Genomic DNA, 16,790 nt, shown 5'->3' with positions numbered 1-16,790 from the left:
CCCGCGCCTGCCCAGCCTCCCGCCAGTGGCGTAAGCATGCCCCAAGGTGCAGCGCCGACTCCCCCGGGACCCGCCGCAGTGCCCGCCGGGTTTTCAGGCGGAGGGGGCCTGCCGACCGCCGGTGCCGGGGCGCCCTCGATGGGCGGCATGCCGTCGGCGCCGATGGGAGGTATGGCGGCGCCAGCCGGTTTGGGGGGGATCGGAGCACCAGGGGGATTGCCAGGCGGCACGCCGCCGGGCTTGAATCCCGGGGCACCGATGAGTGCCCCTGCGGCAGGAGGGCCCGCCGGTCTCGGCGGGCCCGTGCAAGCGATGCAGCCGCAGGTGCCGCCGAGCGCGCCGACCATCCCGACGGCCGCGGCGGGCACGCCGGTCACGGTGGGAGACGCGCCTGCCCCAACACCGCAGGCCCCGTCCGCGCCAACGCCATCGTCGGCCACTTACACCTCGGAGCCGGCTTCCACGATGATGGCCGGACCCGCCGCGGTTGCAGCCGTGCCACCGACGCCCGCGGGTCCGTTGCCCGCCTACGGCGCCGACCTGGTGCGACCGACCGTGGCGGCGCCGCCCAGTCCGCCGATTATTCCTTCGGCGCCGTCGGTTCCGTCAGCGCCAGTGGGCCAGGGACCGGCGTCCGTGCCGGGTTCGGCGCCGGTACATCCTTCGGCGGGAGGGACAACCGGTATAGGTCAGCCCGGCACGGTGGTGCGCCGACCCGGGCTGCCCATTCCGGCGCAGTCGCCACCCGGTGTCGGAACCGAAAGCGCCATAGCCTCCGCCGGCGGGGCGCTGGCCGGGGCGATGTCTGCCGATGCGACGGCGCGCAGGCGATTGCAACGCCTGGTTGCGGCGGTGGCCAGCCAACAGCCCCGACTGGCTTGGGCGATCGGGGACCGGCCCGACGACACAACCGTGCTGGTGACCGATTTAGCCAGCGGCTGGATACCTCCTGGGATCGAAATCCCATCCGCCGTAACACTTCTCGAACCGGCGCGCCGACGCGGTGACATCGAAGCGCTGCTCGGCGAGGTCAAGCTCGCCGCCGCCACTGAAGCCGGACACTACCGGCCTGAGTCCGACACCGACGAGCCGGTGCCGATGTCGCCGCGGCGGCGGTTCGCGCCCGAAGTCGAAGAGCTGAGCTGGGAGCTGAGCGACGCCACCCACTTTCGCGACGGGCTGCCGAGGCTTGCGCATACCCTGGCCAGAGCCGCCTCAAGAGGCACCGGGGTACTCGAATCCGAAGCCGAGGAGCTGCACAACCAGCTGACCGCGTTGGCCGACCGCGTGCTGGATCGCTACCCCGATCATGTCGATGCCGCGGACGTGGGCAACTGGCAGCTGCTCGCCGCCATCGAGGCCCTGGTTAACGGGGATCGGATCGCCGCGAATTACCACCTCGCCTGGTTTCTCGCCTGCAACACCGCACCCGCGGAAAGCGTTGTGCAATGAACGATTTCGACCTTGCCAGCTTGCAAGCCGCGGCGGCCGCCGATCCGCGGCCAAAACCCTCCGTCTCCGACGAAATCCCAACGGGGACTTCGCCGGCCGATCAAGCCGTCGCCGGCTACGCAATGGCCGTCAACCTCGTCACCCAAGCCGCCGAGCTCGACTGCGATGCCGACTGGCGTCGCCGTCAACGCATCTACGCCGCCGAGATCGCGCGACTCCAAATCGAAGGCGGCACTGCCGATCCCGCAGTTATCGACGAACTGAACGCTGAATGGGTACGGGCCACACTCAACGCCCGCTACCGCGCAGAACTGCACGTCATCGCGCAAGCCGGCTACGCGCGCATCTTCGAGCTTAAGGGCCGACGCAAAGACGGCGTTAGCCGAACCAAAATTCTCGAGCAAATGGCCGCAACAGTTGACGAAATCAATGCGCTGACCCAGCGTCTTATCGACGAGTACCGCCGGGGCGATTCGGTCTACGAGTTTCTATCCGCCCGTACACTCGACACCACGGTCCCGCAGTACTAAACGACGTCGCAAGGAACACCATGGACCCAAAGCTGGTAGCGATAATCGAACATTACGCGCAGACGCACGGTTTGAATCTGCCACCGCAGCAGATCATTTCAGATATGGTCGCCGCCGGCCCTTCGGGCGTCGAGCAACTGCTGTCGTTGCTGGGCGTGCAGGTCAATTCCGGTGATCCCGCGGACAATCTCCAAGCCCAGAAGGGCCATGCCGCTCGCGAAGCTGGACTCAACTACGCCACATCGCAATTCCCTGCCACTGAACAGAGCTCGGCCAGCAACCTCGCCGGCGTCGGCGGCAGCGGCAAAGACCCGATGTCCCAGTTCACCCAGCTTTTGCAGGGAGCAACGAGCATCGGCCAGGGTCTCACCAGCTCCTTGACCGGTGCCATGCAACCGTTTACCCAGCTCGCCACACAGATCCCGCAACAAGGGATGCAGGTCATGCAGGGGGTAATGGGCGCAGCCGGCAAGGGCGCGGGAGGCGCCGCGTCGGCCGCCGGGGCGATACCCGGCGAGGCTGCCGGGTTGGCCGGCGGAGCCGCTGGTGGGGCCGCTGGTTTGGCCGGCGCTGGAGGCGGCGCGGGTGCCGGCCTGGCCAGCACCACTCCCGCCTCACAACTCGGGCCGCCACCGACTCCTTCGGCCGGCACTGTCCCGGCGTCGGCGCAGACCGCGTCGCCGGTCTCAGCGGCTCCATCGGATTCGGCAGGGGCGCCCAGGGGTGGAGTGGGCGGCATGCCGATGATGCCTCCGGGCGCGATGGCCGGCGCTGGCGGAGCCGGCGGCGACGGCAAGACCGACACCAAACGCATTGCGCCGCCGTCGGTGAAGAACGGCGCCCCGGTGCAGGGACGTATCGTCGCTCCGCCGACGGCACCGGAAGTGGTGAAGCGAGTGGCGGGCAAGCCCGTCGCGTCGCGCCGCATCCTCTCGCCCGATCAGAAGCCCGACGACGACGAAGACGACGGCACCGAGGGCGGCCGCCGCTTCTAGCAGCCGCTTCGGGGTCGTGATCATACTGGGCTGATGAGCGTCATCGTCCGCAGGCTTTTCGGCATCGGCAAGCTGCCGGCCGAGGTGCGTGCCGAGGTTGAGGCGGAAGGGCTGATCTACTCCGCCGATTACGTCGCGGTCACCCGGCGGTTCAGCGGGGCCATCCCGGGTCTGCGTTCGGCGCACAGCGTCGCCAGCTATGTCGGATCGGTGGCGCTCACCTCGCAACGAATCCTGGCGACCCTGTCGTCGCTGCCAAAACTGGCCGGCCCCACCGTCGACGTGCGTTGGGACGCGCCACAGTCCGGCGCGGCGACCGCACAAATCTCCTCGACGGGCCTACAGGTCGATCTCGACGTCAGTAAGGTGGACGAGTCGTTCACCGGCCAGCTGTCGCTGCACTACAAGATCGCCTTTCCCGGCGACGTGCTTGCCGGGTTGCCGCGTCGGTCGCTGAGCTTCGAGGTGCCGCCGGAGTACGTTTTCCGTGCGGTCGGCGTTACCTATCGGCCGTAGCGGTCAGCGGTGGTGCTGCCAGGCCTGCGAATTCGCCGACAAGTCCGGCCAGGGCGGGCGACGCACCATCGCCACACAGGCGAGGACCGCCGAGATCAGGCCGGTGACCACGCCGATCAGCGCGATCCGGTTGGCGTCGACCGCCGGCACCCAGCGCGCCGTGCCGTCGTGCACGACGAACACACCGACCGGCGTCGAGGTGCTGGCGCGGACCTTGGCAACGGTGATCACCGTGCCACCGTCCGCCATTCGATAGGGCTCGCCGTAGACGCGTCCCCGGGTGCCGTTGGTGGGCAATTCGTCGAGTGAATCCGGAATCTTCATGGGACCGATCCTTTTCGCCGGTTCAGGCAAACCGAAGCGCTTGAAGCCAGTCTGGCAGACACGTGGGGCATCGGTTCGCGGCTTCGCACATGACGTTTCCTACGATGGCTATGTGGGCGATCACGCGTTCAGTCCGCAGGAGCGGCAAGCGGTGTATCGGGTGATCTCGGAACGACGAGACATGCGCCGGTTCGTGCCGGACAGCACCGTGTCCGAAGACGTCATGGCGCGCCTGCTGCAGGCCGCGCATGCCGCACCCAATGTGGGCCTGATGCAGCCGTGGCGGTTCATCCGGATCACCGACGACTCGCTACGACGGCGCATTCACGCTCTGGTCGACGAGGAGCGGCTGCTGACCGCCCACGCGTTGGGCCAGCGCGCGCAGGAGTTCCTTGCGCTGAAGGTCGAGGGCATCCTCGACTGCGCCGAACTGCTGGTGGTGGCGCTGTGCGAGGGCAGAGACAGTTACGTCTTCGGCCGTCGCACCCTGCCGCAGATGGATCTCGCGTCGGTGTCGTGCGCGATCCAAAACCTTTGGCTGGCAGCACGATCCGAAGGCCTGGGGATGGGATGGGTATCGCTGTTCGATCCGCCGAGACTGGGCGCCTTATTGTCGATGCCCGAGGATGCCGAGCCGGTGGCGATCCTGTGTCTTGGCCCGGTACCCGAATTTCCGGATCGGCCCTCGCTGGAATTGGACGGCTGGGCGCTGGGCCGGCCGCTCGCCGAATTCGTCTCGGAGAACGGCTGGGGCAACGAGCCGGGGGTCAGCTCATCGCCAGTTGCGCGATGAGCGTCTCGATTGCCGCCGCGGCGTCGGGAGGAACGGGACCGTCGCCGTGTGATTGCGGGTGGTCGCGGCGGTTACGATGCCGGGGTGCAAACTCCTCCACCAGGCTTTCCCCCGCAGTGGGGCCGTTCGCCAAACGATTCTCCAGAGCACAGCGAGCCCGGCCCAGGCGGCTATGACCAACCGACCGCCGCCGACCAGGGCCAGCAACCGCCCTACGCCGGCTACGGCCCGCGACCTGCGCCCGGCTATCCGCCGGCCGGTTACGGTCAGCAACCCGGTTATGGCCCGCCGGCGTGGGGCGGCCAGGGTGCGCAGCCAACCGCCCCAACCTCCCAGCAGACCATCAGCTGGATCACCTATGCCGCCATCGGGTTGCTCGGGCTGCTCGGCGCCATTCTCACGCTGACGCTATGGATCAACGCGAGCAGCGCGGCCAACCGTGCTAGCGACATGTGTAAACGGTTCGGCGGCGAGTACTCGACCCTGTGCCGGCAGCAGATCCACAATATGGTCCCCAGCATGCCGTCGGTCCTGGAGATCAGCCTTTTCCTGATCATCGCGGCAGGTCTCGCCGCCGCCGTCGGCGCGGTCCTGCTCTTCCTCAGGAAGCAGATCGGGCAATTCCTTATCCTCGGCGGCGGCTTCGTGATGCTGGTGCTGGCGATCGCCTCCGAAGCCCGCTACGGCGCCACCGGCCGACTCACCTACGACCTGGTCGCGGGATTTGTCATCGCCGCTGCCGCCGGCCTGATGTTGATCCCGGCATTCCGGATGACCCTGGGCCTGCCGCCAAGCCCGACCGGTGGGCCTGCACCCGGCGGATTTCAGGGCGGCGGCCAATGGCCGCCGTACCGCCAACCGCAACCGCCGCCGCAAGGCCCGCCCGGCCCGGGCGGGTATCCGCCGCCGCATTGGTGAGTCGCTGGCGGCAAGCGCGTCGCCCGTCGAGGGCGCCGGAACTGCCACAACACCGCGGCCGATAACGTCGATGGAGCTCGGCAAGCTGAGGAGGTGACGGTAATCGGCGATCAGCAGCCAACTGAACAGCGCCGCGACAATGTGCTGCTCGTGCATTGGCATGATCTGGGCCGGTATCTCGGTATCTACGGTCACCCCGACGTTTCGAGTCCGCGGCTCGACCAATTCGCCGATGAGGGCATCTTGTTGACCAGAGCACATGCCACGGCGCCGCTGTGCTCACCGTCGCGCGGATCACTGTTCACCGGCCGCTACCCGCAGAGCAACGGACTGGTCGGCCTGGCCCACCACGGTTGGGAGTACCGCTCGGACGTTCGTACGCTACCCCAAATTCTATCCGAATATGGTTGGTACTCAACTCTTTTCGGTATGCAGCACGAGACCTCGTACCCAGCAAGGCTGGGTTTCGACGAGTTCGACGTCTCGAACTCCTACTGCGAATACGTGGTGGAACAAACCGAGCGATGGCTGCGAGGCCGCGACAACAGCCGACCGTTCCTCTTGACCGCCGGCTTCTTCGAGACACACCGGCCCTATCCCCGGGATCGCTACCAACCGGCCGATGCCGCTACGGTTGATACGCCGGGCTATCTGCCCGATGTCGTTGAGGTGCGCCAAGATCTGGCTGACTTCTACGGCGCGATCGCGACCGCCGACGCGGCGGTCGGCCGGATATTGGACACGCTTGCCGCCACCGGACTCGACGCCAACACGTGGGTGGTCTTCTTCACCGACCACGGCGCGGCCTTCCCGCGGGAGAAGTCCACGCTGTACGAGGCCGGCACGGGTATCGCGATGATCATCCGCCCGCCCACCGGGATGGCAATGGCTCCAAGGGTTTACGACGAGCTGTTCAGCGGCGTGGATTTGCTCCCGACGCTGCTGGGCCTGCTTGGTATCGCCGAGCCGGACGACATCGAGGGCATCTCGCACGCGCGGGCACTGCTTGCTCAGGACAGCACGTTGCCGGTGCGCGATCATGTGTACACCGCCAAGACCTATCACGACTCGTTCGATCCGATCCGTGCGATCCGGACGAAAGACTTCAGCTACATCGAGAATTACGCGCACCGGCCACTATTGGATCTGCCCTGGGATATCGAAGAGAGCCCGTCCGGCCACGCTGTCGCGCCGCTGGTGACTGCGCCACGACCGGAACGCGAACTCTACGATCTCCGCGCAGACCCCACCGAAACGCACAACTTGCTGATCGGGGACCACCTCGATGGGGCCGACGCGATCGCCGCCGATCTCGCTGTCCGGCTGCATGATTGGCGCCAGCAGACCGGCGACGTCATACCATCCGATTTCGCCGGTAGCCGCATTGCGGCTCGCTACACCGAGACGTATCTGCAGATCCACGAGAAGACGCCAACCAGTCGGTCGGCGATCGCCGTGGACCGTGGTATCGAAGACGGAGTCAAGCACGTCGAGCAATAGTTGTGTTCAGCCTGAACATATTCCGTATGGAAACGACCACCATGGCATCCGGCTAGGCTCACGTGGTGCCCGCGCATCCGACGTCGTACCTCGTGCTCGCTTCGCAGCGCTGCGGCAGCACGCTGCTGGTCGAGTCGTTGCGCGCGACGGGCTGTGCCGGCGAGCCGCAGGAGTTCTTCCAGTACCTGCCGACGACCGGTATGGCGCCGCAGCCGCGGCAGTGGTTCGCCGGAGTCGAGGACGAGACGATTCTGCGGCTGCTCGATCCGCTTGAGCCGGGCACGCCGGACACCGCGTCGTCGACCGCCTGGCGCGAGCACATCCTCAGTTCCGGCCGGACCCCAAACGGCATCTGGGGCGGCAAATTGATGTGGAACCAGACGCCGCTGCTGCGGCAGCGGGCGGCCGGATTACCCGATCGCTCCGGTGACACTCTGCGGGCAGCCATTCGAGATGTGGTCGGAAGCGAACCGGTTTACGTACACGTCCACCGGCCGGACGTGGTGTCGCAGGCGGTGTCGTTCTGGCGGGCGGTCCAGACCCGGGTGTGGCGCGGCCGCCCGGACCCGAAGCGTGACTCACAGGCCGTGTATCACGCCGGCGCCATCGCTCATATCGTGCGGAGTCTGCGGAATCAGGAAGAGGGCTGGCGTAACTGGTTCGCCGAAGAGAATATTGATCCGATCGATGTGGCCTATCCGGTGCTGTGGCGCAACCTGACTTCGATCGTCGCCTCGGTATTGGAGGCGGTCGGCCAAGATCCTCGACTAGCCCCCGAGCCGGCGCTGGAACGCCAGGCCAATCAGCGCTCCGATGAGTGGGTCGATCGCTACCGCGCCGACGCCGAGCGATTAGGACTGCCGCAATAGCCGTGCGTCACCCTTGTACTTGAGCGACGACGAACACTCGCCGGAACGGAAAGAACGTGGTCCCGTCGGGCCGGGGTGGATAAGCCTCGGCGAGCAGCGGGATGAGTTCTTCGCGAAACTGGTGGTATTCCTGCTTATTGAGTCGATCGCTCACCGGCAGCAGCGCGGTGCCGCTGATCCAATCCAAGACCGGATGCTCGCCGGTTAGCTGGTGAATGTAGGTGGTTTCCCAGGCGTCGACGGTGCACCCGGCGTCGAGCAGCAGTTCGGCGTAGTGCGCCGACGTGTCGACCACGGTCCCCAGGCGAAACGGTGTGTCGCGCAGTGTCTTTGCGTATGGCTCCCGACGGGCGACCGCGCGCACCGCAGCATGCGACGGGGTCTCGAAGTTGCCGGGCATCTGGACCGCGATCCATGCACCGGCGGGCAGTTGACCAGCCCAGCGGACCATCAGCTCGTCGCGTTCGGCCACCCAATGCAGAGCGGCGTTGCTCAACACCACATCGGTATCGGGTTGCGGCGTCCAGGTTCTCAGGTCTCCGACGGTGGCGTCCACGCCGCGCTCGCGCGCGGCATCGACCATCTCGGGTGAGCTGTCCATCGCCTCGACCCTGGCGTCCGGCCAGCGCCGGGCCAGCTGCAAGGTCAGGTTGCCCGGGCCACAGCCCAGGTCGACCACCCGGCGTGGCTGCTGGGCACCCACTCGGGACATCAGGTCGTAGAACGGTCGGGCCCGGTGATCGGCGAAGGCCAGGTAGACGTCCGGATCCCACATATTGGTCCTCCTGATCAGCTGCCCGGGTAACGCCTGATAGACAAACCGTATTACGCGCAGCTTGCCGGACGGGTCGAGGAGGGGCAATGGCCGACGGGGACGAGGCCGCGCAGGTCCGGCAGGTCTGGTCGCAGCTGGGCTTGCCCGGGGCGATCGATGTGCATACCCATTTCATGCCGAAATCGGTGATGGACAAGGTGTGGCACTACTTCGATTCCGCCGGCCCGCTGGTCGGTCGGCAGTGGCCGATTACCTATCGCGCAGCGGAATCCCGACGGGTAGAGACGCTGCGGCAGTTCGGCGTATGTGGTTTCACCGCGCTGGTCTACCCACACAAGCCGCAGATGGCGGCGTGGCTGAACCAGTGGGCCGCCCAATTCTCTCGCTCGACGCCGGATTGCCTTGCCACCGCGACGTTTTACCCCGAGCCAGAGGCCGGAGAGTACGTCGAGGCGGCCATCCGCGACGGGGCCCAGGTCTTCAAAGCACACGTCCAGGTAGGCCGCTACCAGCCCAACGATCCACTGCTCGACCATGTTTGGGGTGTGATCGAGGATGCCGGGGTACCCGTGGTGATTCACTGCGGCTCCGGGCCGGTACCGGGCAAACACACCGGGCCTGAGCCGATCCGTTGCCTGCTGCGCCGCTATCCGCGGCTCCGGTTGATCGTCGCGCACCTGGGGATGCCGGAGTACACCGAGTTTCTCGACATCTGCGAAAGCTCACCCGATGTCCGGCTGGACACCACAATGGCTTTCACCCCGTTCGTCGACGAGACCATGCCGTTCCCGCCGTCACAACTGCCTCGGCTGCGGCAACTGGGCGATCGCATTCTGTTCGGCAGCGATTTTCCCAACATCCCGTATGGCTTTGTCGACGCGGTGCTCTCTATCACCCGTCTGCCCGGCATCGACGACGCGTGGCTGCGCAAGGTGTTCTACGAAAACGCCGCCGCCCTGTTCTTTGCGAATGCCGCACCGACGCTGGCGTGAGAGCTGGCGCTGGGCCACCGCAGCCGGCTCAACAGCAGCGCTTCCGGTAGCGCGACGTGTCCGTCGAGCCGCTGAGTCGCCAGCGGATCCAACGCCGTCAGCGCCGGTCGATGACTACCGGATTGCGAAATCAGCCCGGGTAACGGCCCACCCGCGGCGGGAGGGGCGTCGGTATGGAATGCGCACGCGACGGCCAGCGTCTGCTCGTCGCCCACACCGGCAATCTCGATCGCGGTCCATGTTTCGCGGACCGGGTATGACCAGATCGCCGCCAGAGTATTCGGCAACGCGGTGTCGGCCTTAACCTGGTACGCCGCAACATAATCCGTATTCCCCTCAACGATGCCACCCCAGTTTTCGTGCGCGGATCGAGTGTAGAGTCCCGGGACGTCGTCGGGCTCGGCGATGGCGGCCTTCCACCCGCTTTCGCGCAGGTGGTCGGCGAGCCGACGCGCGGCAACCTCGGCCGTCTCGTGCAGCGGAATTTGCGGCGAACGGGCCTGCAACGCCGCGAGGTTGTCCGCGGCCGACAACGTCAGCCCGATCCACGTCTCCCGTTCGCGCGCACCGGTTTCAGATTCGGTGTCGTGGCTGGTGACGCGGATCGAGTCCGCATGCAGACCATAGCGGTCGGCGTAGCCGGCGATCAATGGCAGCGGCAGCGCGTCGGGACCCGACTCTGGCGGCGTAACCCGCAGCAGCGCGGTGGTCCGCACGTCGGTGCCGGATTCGTGGGCCGGCCGGGGGCCGCGGCTGGGACGGCGCATCGCCAACCGGCGATGCAGGATCGTCGTCACGGGCAGGCCGCGCCACCTGGCCAGCAGGATGATCGCGACGACGATGGCGATGCCGAGCACCCAGCGCTCGCGCGCCGAATGCCACGGGAAGCCCAGGGCCGCGGCCACAACGGCCAATAGCACCAAGGTGGTCCGTCCGGTGGGCGGCGTGATGGATTGATGTGGCCTCATAGGGTGGGCTCCTTTCGTCGGCGCGCGGCGATCGCGGCGGCTACGACGGCCAAGATGAGGGCCGCGGTACCGGCGAACGCGACGATCCGCGGCGCGGGGCTCTTCGGCGCCGGTTCCGGCGGCGCCGCAACGTGTTTCGTCGGCGCCGCGTCCTGCCGAGTGCCGGCGGGCAGCTCCCAGGTCAGGGCCGCCACCGGGTCCAGGGTGCCGGCGCCGACGACGTTGGACGGCGCGCGGGCCCCGTTGTGCGCGGTCGCCGTGATTCGGTTGATCACCTGGCCGGCGTTCAGTTCTGGATACTTGCTGCGAACCAGCGCCGCAACACCGGCGACGTAGCCGGTCGCGTAGTCGGTGCCGTTGAGCCGGACCAGCTGCTGTTTTTCGTTGGGCAGCCCGTTAGCGAGTCCGCCGTCGTCGCGGTTGCTCACCGACGCGATGTTCTCGCCGGGGGCGGCGATTCCCACCCACGGACCGGCCATGCTGAATTTCGACGGCTGGTCGTCCGGCGTCAGCGAGGCCACCGACAGCACGTACGGCTGCCACCAAGATGGCACCGACACCGACGTGACACCGGCCCAGTTACGGGGGTCGTTCGGCTGGCCTAAGTCGGTCAGGGGGTTGGAGTCACATGACGCTGAGCCGGAACCCCAACCACTGGAACCATTGTCGCCCGCGGCGGCGACGATGACGGCGTCCTTGTCGACCGCCGCGTACCGGATCGCCGCACCCAGTTCGGCCTGGTCGACATTGCGATCAGCGGGCACGCACGTGATCGCCGAGATATCGATCACCCGGGCGCCCAGATCGGCCGCATGCACGATCGCCCGGCCCAGCGCGGCGACGTCGACGGCCGCCCGTGCCAGCGCTGGATCCCCACCGGGAGTCCGAGGCGAGAACCTCGCGGACGTCACGCGCAAAGACACCAGCCGGGCGGCCGGTGCGATTCCGGCGAAGCCGTCGTCGCCGGGCTGGCCGGCGATCAGCCCCGCAACCAGGGTGCCGTGCCCGTCACAGTCGGTGAGGCCGTCGGTTGCTTCCACGTAGTCGCCGCCGGGTTGCACGCCGGGCAGCCTCGGTCCCGGCCGTACTCCGGTGTCCAGAACCGCCACCAGTTGCCCGTCGCCACGCGAAAACCGCCACGCCGCAGGCGGATCCATCATCCGCTGGTTTGGCGTCGCCACACCCGGATCGGTGCCGGGAATGACACCGGAGCTAGTGCAATCGCCGTTTTTCTCCATCGGCTGCACCGGACCCGGGGCGCCGTTCGGCGGCTTAGCACCCTGGTCGACCTTTGGCTGGGTGATCGCCAGGGCCGGCGGACAGACCCACAACGCGGCGGCCAGAGCCGCCGCGAGGCAACCGTATCGGCGCCGGGCGCGGGCGGAGATCATCGATTGAGTACCCAGCTGAAGATCCCGACCAAATAGGCGATGACGGGGATCAGCGACGCGTCGATTCCAGACGCCACGAAGCCCAGCAGTCGGCGCACCGGCAGCGAATAGCTATCCGGAGAAGCGATCGGCGGGTTCAGCGCGACCACCACCCACGCCAACACCAGTGCCGCGAGAACGATTACGGCGATCAGCGCGGCCAGGTAGCGTCCGGTCGCGGTGTAGTACACCGCTAATGCCACGGTCACCAGGTAGGGCTGAGCCAGCAGCCAGGCTTTGCATGCCGCCGAGTCCCACACCCGGGCCCGCAGCGCGGCCGCCACCGACGTTGCGGCGACCACATACCAGCCCCAGCCGGCCAGCGTCTCCGGGTGCAAGGCGATCGCCACCGACCCGAGCGTGCTGAGCAGCACCGCGCCCGCGATGAAACCGATTTGGTGCGCGTCGCTGATCCGTACCCGTCGCGGCAGGTCCTCCAGCACCCGCAGCGACGGCGCTGACGGGGTGGGGTCCCCGGGGGCCGGGATGACCGGCAGCGGGAATCGCGCCCACAGCGCGGATAGTTGGGCGGCCTCGACGGTGACCAGCAGCGCCACCACGATCAGTAAGCAGCCGAGGCTGACCAGCGACAGCTGCCAGAACGATGCCGCGGCGGCGGCCAACAGCACACCCGCGCCGAGTACCGTCGTCGCGGTGAAAACCGCGATGGCGCCGCCCTTTTCGCGGTGCGGGAGGATGAGGTTGATCAGCGACCACGCGGTCACCCCGGCGGCGGCCAGCGTCACCGACGCCGCGCCGAAGCCGCCCGGTACCAGCAAGGCCAATGCCGCGGCGATCGGCACCAGCGCTGCCGCTGAGCACACCGCGCCCGCGCGAGGTGAAGGGAATGCCAAGCCGGCCAGCGCGGCGAGCACCGCAACCGCGCCGACTGCCAACAGCCCGGCAGGTGCGCCGGTGGCAACGCGGTGGGCAGCGGCCAGACCGGTTGCCGCCCAGATCAATCCAACGACCGCGGCCAGCGCACCGCGCTGGATGTGGGCAATCCCCCAGGGCTTCAACCGCGATGCGGAGAAGATCACCGCCGCGTCGGCGATGTCCTCGACGATTCCCGGCGCGGCCGGCCCGGCCGGGACCGGCTGCAACGCCAGCAGATCCCCGTCGACAACGCCGACGGTGTCCAGGCTGGCGTCCAGGCTGAACGGTGCCCCGCCGATCGGAGCAAGGCTGAGCCGAGCGGGGGTGACTGAGCCGGTGTCGGCCTCGTCCGGCTCACCGTTTAGCACAGTGGGGATCACCAAACGTTCTACCGCGGGCAGGATTTCGCGGAGCGGCAGCTCCGCGGGCAGCGCCATCTCGGTCAGCCGGCTGTCAGACAGGATGGCGACCCGCACGACGGGCATCACAGCGCTCGACATCACCGGTTCCTCAGGCTTTGGGGGTCCGCTTGGTAGGACATAGCTTCTCTTTCTCTTCGTTGACCGTGGTTGTTCTTGGCGGGCTTAGCTGGATTGGGTGCTGAAATCTCGGGACAGCCGGTTACCGGGGAACCAGTCGCTCTCCGGCAACTCCGCGGTGAGCTGCTCGACGGCGACGGCGATCGCGAACGCGGTTCCGGGCTTAAACGTCGAAATCCATTCGCCGTCGTAGGCACGCGACGGGCTGACCAGGACTCGGCCCGCGGTGGTGTCGACGATGCTCATCCCGACTTCGGTGCTGGCGTGCCGTCCGTCGTGCCGGCAGCCGGCGACGATCTCGACGTAGCTGCGCGGCCCGGTGAACACCGACTCAACGACGGGGCGCGCTGATTGCGGGATGCCCAGGTAGTCAAGCACTTCGGCCAGCGAGCCGCCGCTTCGCAGCCGCTCATCGGCCCGCGCGCCAACCCGGGCGGGCAAGCTGAATTCCTCGAACCGCGCCGGCGGACGCTGCGCCAAACCGACGCCCAGCACCGGGACCAGAGCCCGGGCATCGTGAATGTCCATCGCCGTGAACGTCACCAACTGCGCGTCGCGCAACGCCACAATTGTCTTTCGGGTTTCCCGCCTTTCGTCGCCGCGGCGCGCGATGATCCCGCGCAGCAGCTCGTCGGCACCGGAGACTTCGCCGGATCCCACGTAACGCAGATCCAACCAGCGGTCCGGGAAGCACACCTGCCGAACCCATTCGGCGACCGCCGGGTTGACATCACCGCCGGCGGACCTCAGGCCCATCCGGGTCAGCTCGGCGGCCTGCCGATCGTTGAACGCGGCTCGCTCAGCGGCGTCGGTGTAAGGCATGGTGATCGCCAACACCCACGGGAACGTCCCCGCGCCAACGGTGTCGGCGATATACCACGCCTGCTCGACGGTGAGCTCGACCGCGTTAGGCTGAGCAGCCATCTATTAGCCGCCCCATTTGGCGCCTTCGGCTTGGTCGCGGGCCAGCATCGAGGTGGTGTTGTTCTCGTGCGTGCCGGCCATCGCGCGATAGGCCAACACCAACTGCTCCATCGCCTGATTCCACTGCGCCTGCCACGCCTGATAACTCATCCCGGTGTCACCCTGCCAGCCCGCCTGCAGCGCCGCCTGCTCGCTGGCGATATCAGCACCGAGGCTTTGCAGCGTGCCCGCATAGCCGGCCATATCGGCAGCATGAGCGAGCATCGCCGGATAGTTGTACATGATCTGCGACATCACAAATCCCTTCGTCGAAGCCGATAACGGGTGTCAGAAGCCGGGGTAACTACCGGCCGCGGCGGAATCGGCAGCCACATACGTGCCCGCGGCATCCCCAATGTTGGCCTGAGCCACATCCAGCAAGCTGTTGATCTTCGCCGCCGCCGCCACAAACCGGGCATGGGCGGCCTGAAACGCCGCCGCGGACTCCCCGGCGTGAAACGCCTGCGCCGACATCGCTTCCTGCTCGGCCTGACCGATCGTCGAGCGCATCAACCCCGCCTTGGCGCCAAACGCCGACTGCGAGGCCACCAACTGCGGAATATGCGCATCCAACATACTCATGACTGAAATCCTTTCTCTAGTCGATTATCGTTGTTACACAAGCAATTCAGTTGTGCTCCCCCTCCCCCTCGGGCGCATCGGGGTACCAGGTTCCCGGGAGCATCGGCATACGCGGTCCCCCACCAAACCCGTTGCTGCTCAGCGTCGCCAATCCGGCGGCCTGCGCGGCGGTGTCTTTGTGTACCGTCCCGACGGACCCCAACGACCCTGCCCCTTGATCCGACGCAAGCACGGCGGCCTCCTCGGGCTCAGCGCTAGGGCCGAGATCGCTGTCCATATCGGCGTACTCGTCGGCGTAGTCCCGCATCTCGGCGCGCCGACGCCGCCGGAGTCGCGACTTCTCGCGGCTCACGGCACCGACCGCGGCCGCCGCAGGGATATAACGTCCGGGCGCCTTGGCGCCCTTGCGATCAATCAACGTCGGCCCGGGCCCGCCGTCGGGACCGATACCGCCCACCATGTAGGCAAAGCCGGGGGCCGGTGTGGCCGCTCCGGCGGCGCCGGCGCCGGCGCCCAGAGCCGGTGTCGACGCGGCGGTCGTCGCTGGCGTGAGACCGGGTGAAGAGAAGCCGGCGGCGGCCAACCCGGCGGCCTGTCCGGAGGGAATTCCAGGCGCTCCGACTGCCGCGGGTACGGCCGCCGGCCCGGCCACAGACGCCGCCGCGTTGAGAGCCAGACCGAGGATGAGCGGGATCCAGGCCGGGGAACTCAGAAGCAGCGACCAAGTCGTCCAACCGACGGGCTCGAAGAACGCCTGGTAGCCGATGAAGAACGACAGTGGGAACCACGCGCTCGGGTTGGCGAAAACGGCGTTGATCGTCTGAACGGGGTTCTGGATGAGTTGGACCAGCTGGTTGAACATGTCGGTCAGGAAGTTTCCCGATGACGGCGGGTCGGCTACGGCCGCCGTCACGCTATTGGTTTTCAGCACCGGCGGCGCCGACGTGGTGCGGGGCGCCGATGCCAACGCCGACCCCGAAACCGCCTGGTAAGTCGTCATCGTCGTGGCCGCCTGGATCCACATCCGCGCATAGTCGGCTTCGTTGAGCGCGATCGGGATCGTGTTGATGCCAAAGAAATTCGTCGCGATCAACACCCCGTGGATGACGTGATTGGTCGCTAACTCCGGAAGCGTCGGCATCGCCGCCAAAGCGGCGGTGTAGGCAGCCGCAGCGATCTCGTGCTGAGCCGCCACCCCGGCGCTGTTGGCGCTGGCCTCCGTCAGCCAGGCGAGATATGGGGCGTGCGCACTGACGTACTCCTCCGCGCTGGGGCCCTCCCACGCCCCGGCCTGTACCGCGCCCAACAGTGTGGTGAGTTCGCCGGCAGCCGAGGCATATTCAGCACTCAGCGAGGTCCACGCCCCAGCGGCCGCCAAAAGCGACCCTGGTCCAGGACCACCGCTGAGAAGTGCCGAATGCACCTCCGGCGGCGAAGCCATCCACACCGGCGCGGTCATCGTCAGCCGCGCGCCAGGTACGTCGCCGCAGCGGCCGCATCACCGGCGGCGTAACTCACGCCGGACTCACCGACACCGACCCCGGCACGGCCGAGCTCTTCAACACCTTCGGTCGCAACCGCGGTGTGCTCGGTGCCCTGGGCACTGAACCCGGCGGCGGTCTGCAGCGACACCGGATCGGCCGCCGACGGAACCACGCCCGTGATTAACGGAGCGGCGTCCGCGTGCGCAGCGGCCAGGCGGGCGGTGATCGCCTCCACGGCAGCGCTGGCGGAGGCCAAACCCTCCGGGACAACTCGTAGCGTCATT

The 16,790-nt window shown here is 67.5% G+C and carries 19 protein-coding genes; 9 read left to right on the top strand and 10 right to left on the bottom strand.

The annotated features are described in order from the left end of the window. Positions 1-258 precede the first annotated feature (258 nt). The 4 genes from VKI00_RS33175 to VKI00_RS33160 are packed head-to-tail and all read left to right on the top strand — an operon-like array spanning position 259 to position 3,493. Entirely contained in the window at positions 259-1,452 is a 1,194-nt protein-coding gene (locus tag VKI00_RS33175; protein ID WP_324447532.1) for a DUF5632 domain-containing protein, read from the top strand. After that, the gene (locus VKI00_RS33170) at positions 1,449-1,982 is read left to right on the top strand and encodes a hypothetical protein (protein WP_324447531.1); all 534 of its coding nucleotides are present in this window, start codon (positions 1,449-1,451) and stop codon (positions 1,980-1,982) included. Before VKI00_RS33175 ends, VKI00_RS33170 begins: the two co-directional genes overlap by 4 nt. 20 nt (positions 1,983-2,002) lie before the next feature. Next, positions 2,003-2,977 carry a hypothetical protein gene (locus VKI00_RS33165; RefSeq protein ID WP_324447530.1) on the top strand — a complete coding sequence of 325 codons (975 nt, stop codon included), beginning with the start codon at positions 2,003-2,005 and terminating at the stop codon, positions 2,975-2,977. Positions 2,978-3,010: 33 nt separating this feature from the next. Continuing rightward, positions 3,011-3,493, top strand: a complete 483-nt coding sequence (locus VKI00_RS33160) for a hypothetical protein (RefSeq protein ID WP_324447529.1) — start codon at positions 3,011-3,013, stop codon at positions 3,491-3,493. Between the two features lie 3 nt (positions 3,494-3,496). Here VKI00_RS33160 and VKI00_RS33155 read toward each other — a convergent pair whose 3' ends face one another. Then, on the bottom strand, positions 3,497-3,826 hold the full coding sequence (locus VKI00_RS33155) for a hypothetical protein (RefSeq protein WP_324447549.1): 330 nt from the start codon (positions 3,824-3,826) through the stop codon (positions 3,497-3,499). A gap of 103 nt (positions 3,827-3,929) precedes the next feature. On the opposite strand from VKI00_RS33155, the gene bluB reads away from it, so the two are divergent. The 4 genes from bluB (at position 3,930) to stf0 (ending at position 7,897) form a co-directional block, all read left to right on the top strand. Continuing rightward, positions 3,930-4,610 carry a 5,6-dimethylbenzimidazole synthase gene (gene bluB, locus VKI00_RS33150; RefSeq protein WP_324447528.1) on the top strand — a complete coding sequence of 227 codons (681 nt, stop codon included), beginning with the start codon at positions 3,930-3,932 and terminating at the stop codon, positions 4,608-4,610. Positions 4,611-4,694: 84 nt separating this feature from the next. Then, positions 4,695-5,528, top strand: coding sequence for a hypothetical protein (locus tag VKI00_RS33145; RefSeq protein ID WP_324447527.1), 834 nt, complete (start codon positions 4,695-4,697; stop codon positions 5,526-5,528). Positions 5,529-5,630: 102 nt separating this feature from the next. Next, positions 5,631-7,028, top strand: a complete 1,398-nt coding sequence (locus VKI00_RS33140) for a sulfatase (protein ID WP_324447548.1) — start codon at positions 5,631-5,633, stop codon at positions 7,026-7,028. Positions 7,029-7,093: 65 nt separating this feature from the next. Further along, a complete protein-coding gene (stf0, locus tag VKI00_RS33135) occupies positions 7,094-7,897 on the top strand; it encodes a trehalose 2-sulfotransferase (RefSeq protein WP_324447526.1) in 804 nt (267 codons plus the stop codon). Positions 7,898-7,904: 7 nt separating this feature from the next. On the opposite strand, the gene VKI00_RS33130 is transcribed toward stf0, so the two are convergent. Continuing rightward, positions 7,905-8,672 (bottom strand): trans-aconitate 2-methyltransferase, encoded by a 768-nt coding sequence (locus VKI00_RS33130; RefSeq protein WP_324447525.1) that lies wholly within the window; start codon positions 8,670-8,672, stop codon positions 7,905-7,907. An 86-nt stretch (positions 8,673-8,758) separates the two neighbouring features. Here VKI00_RS33130 and VKI00_RS33125 point away from each other — a divergent pair, with 86 nt between their 5' ends. After that, entirely contained in the window at positions 8,759-9,664 is a 906-nt protein-coding gene (locus VKI00_RS33125; protein WP_324447524.1) for an amidohydrolase family protein, read from the top strand. Here the strand turns inward: VKI00_RS33125 and eccE are convergent. The 8 genes from eccE to VKI00_RS33085 form a co-directional block, all read right to left on the bottom strand. Beyond that, a complete protein-coding gene (eccE, locus tag VKI00_RS33120) occupies positions 9,610-10,632 on the bottom strand; it encodes a type VII secretion protein EccE (protein WP_324447523.1) in 1,023 nt (340 codons plus the stop codon). The two genes, VKI00_RS33125 and eccE, sit on opposite strands and share 55 nt — an antisense overlap. Continuing rightward, the gene (gene mycP, locus VKI00_RS33115) at positions 10,629-12,023 is read right to left on the bottom strand and encodes a type VII secretion-associated serine protease mycosin (RefSeq protein ID WP_324447522.1); all 1,395 of its coding nucleotides are present in this window, start codon (positions 12,021-12,023) and stop codon (positions 10,629-10,631) included. The genes eccE and mycP overlap by 4 nt, the downstream gene beginning before the upstream one ends. Beyond that, positions 12,020-13,438, bottom strand: coding sequence for a type VII secretion integral membrane protein EccD (gene eccD, locus VKI00_RS33110; protein ID WP_324447521.1), 1,419 nt, complete (start codon positions 13,436-13,438; stop codon positions 12,020-12,022). Before eccD ends, mycP begins: the two co-directional genes overlap by 4 nt. Positions 13,439-13,522: 84 nt before the next feature. Next, the gene (locus VKI00_RS33105) at positions 13,523-14,401 is read right to left on the bottom strand and encodes an ESX secretion-associated protein EspG (protein ID WP_324447520.1); all 879 of its coding nucleotides are present in this window, start codon (positions 14,399-14,401) and stop codon (positions 13,523-13,525) included. A gap of 3 nt (positions 14,402-14,404) precedes the next feature. After that, positions 14,405-14,695 (bottom strand): WXG100 family type VII secretion target, encoded by a 291-nt coding sequence (locus tag VKI00_RS33100; RefSeq protein WP_324447519.1) that lies wholly within the window; start codon positions 14,693-14,695, stop codon positions 14,405-14,407. 33 nt (positions 14,696-14,728) lie between these two features. Then, positions 14,729-15,022, bottom strand: coding sequence for a type VII secretion system protein EsxG (gene esxG / locus VKI00_RS33095; protein ID WP_324447518.1), 294 nt, complete (start codon positions 15,020-15,022; stop codon positions 14,729-14,731). A gap of 46 nt (positions 15,023-15,068) precedes the next feature. Further along, complete coding sequence (locus VKI00_RS33090) at positions 15,069-16,481, bottom strand: PPE family protein (RefSeq protein ID WP_324447517.1); 1,413 nt, start codon at positions 16,479-16,481, stop codon at positions 15,069-15,071. A gap of 2 nt (positions 16,482-16,483) precedes the next feature. Further along, positions 16,484-16,789, bottom strand: coding sequence for a PE family protein (locus VKI00_RS33085; RefSeq protein ID WP_324447516.1), 306 nt, complete (start codon positions 16,787-16,789; stop codon positions 16,484-16,486). Position 16,790 lies beyond the last annotated feature (1 nt).

The organism is Mycobacterium sp., assembly GCF_035314665.1.
GTDB lineage: Bacteria > Actinomycetota > Actinomycetes > Mycobacteriales > Mycobacteriaceae > Mycobacterium.
Note: the sequence above shows the minus strand (reverse complement) of the source record. Positions and strands in the feature narration are given on the sequence as shown.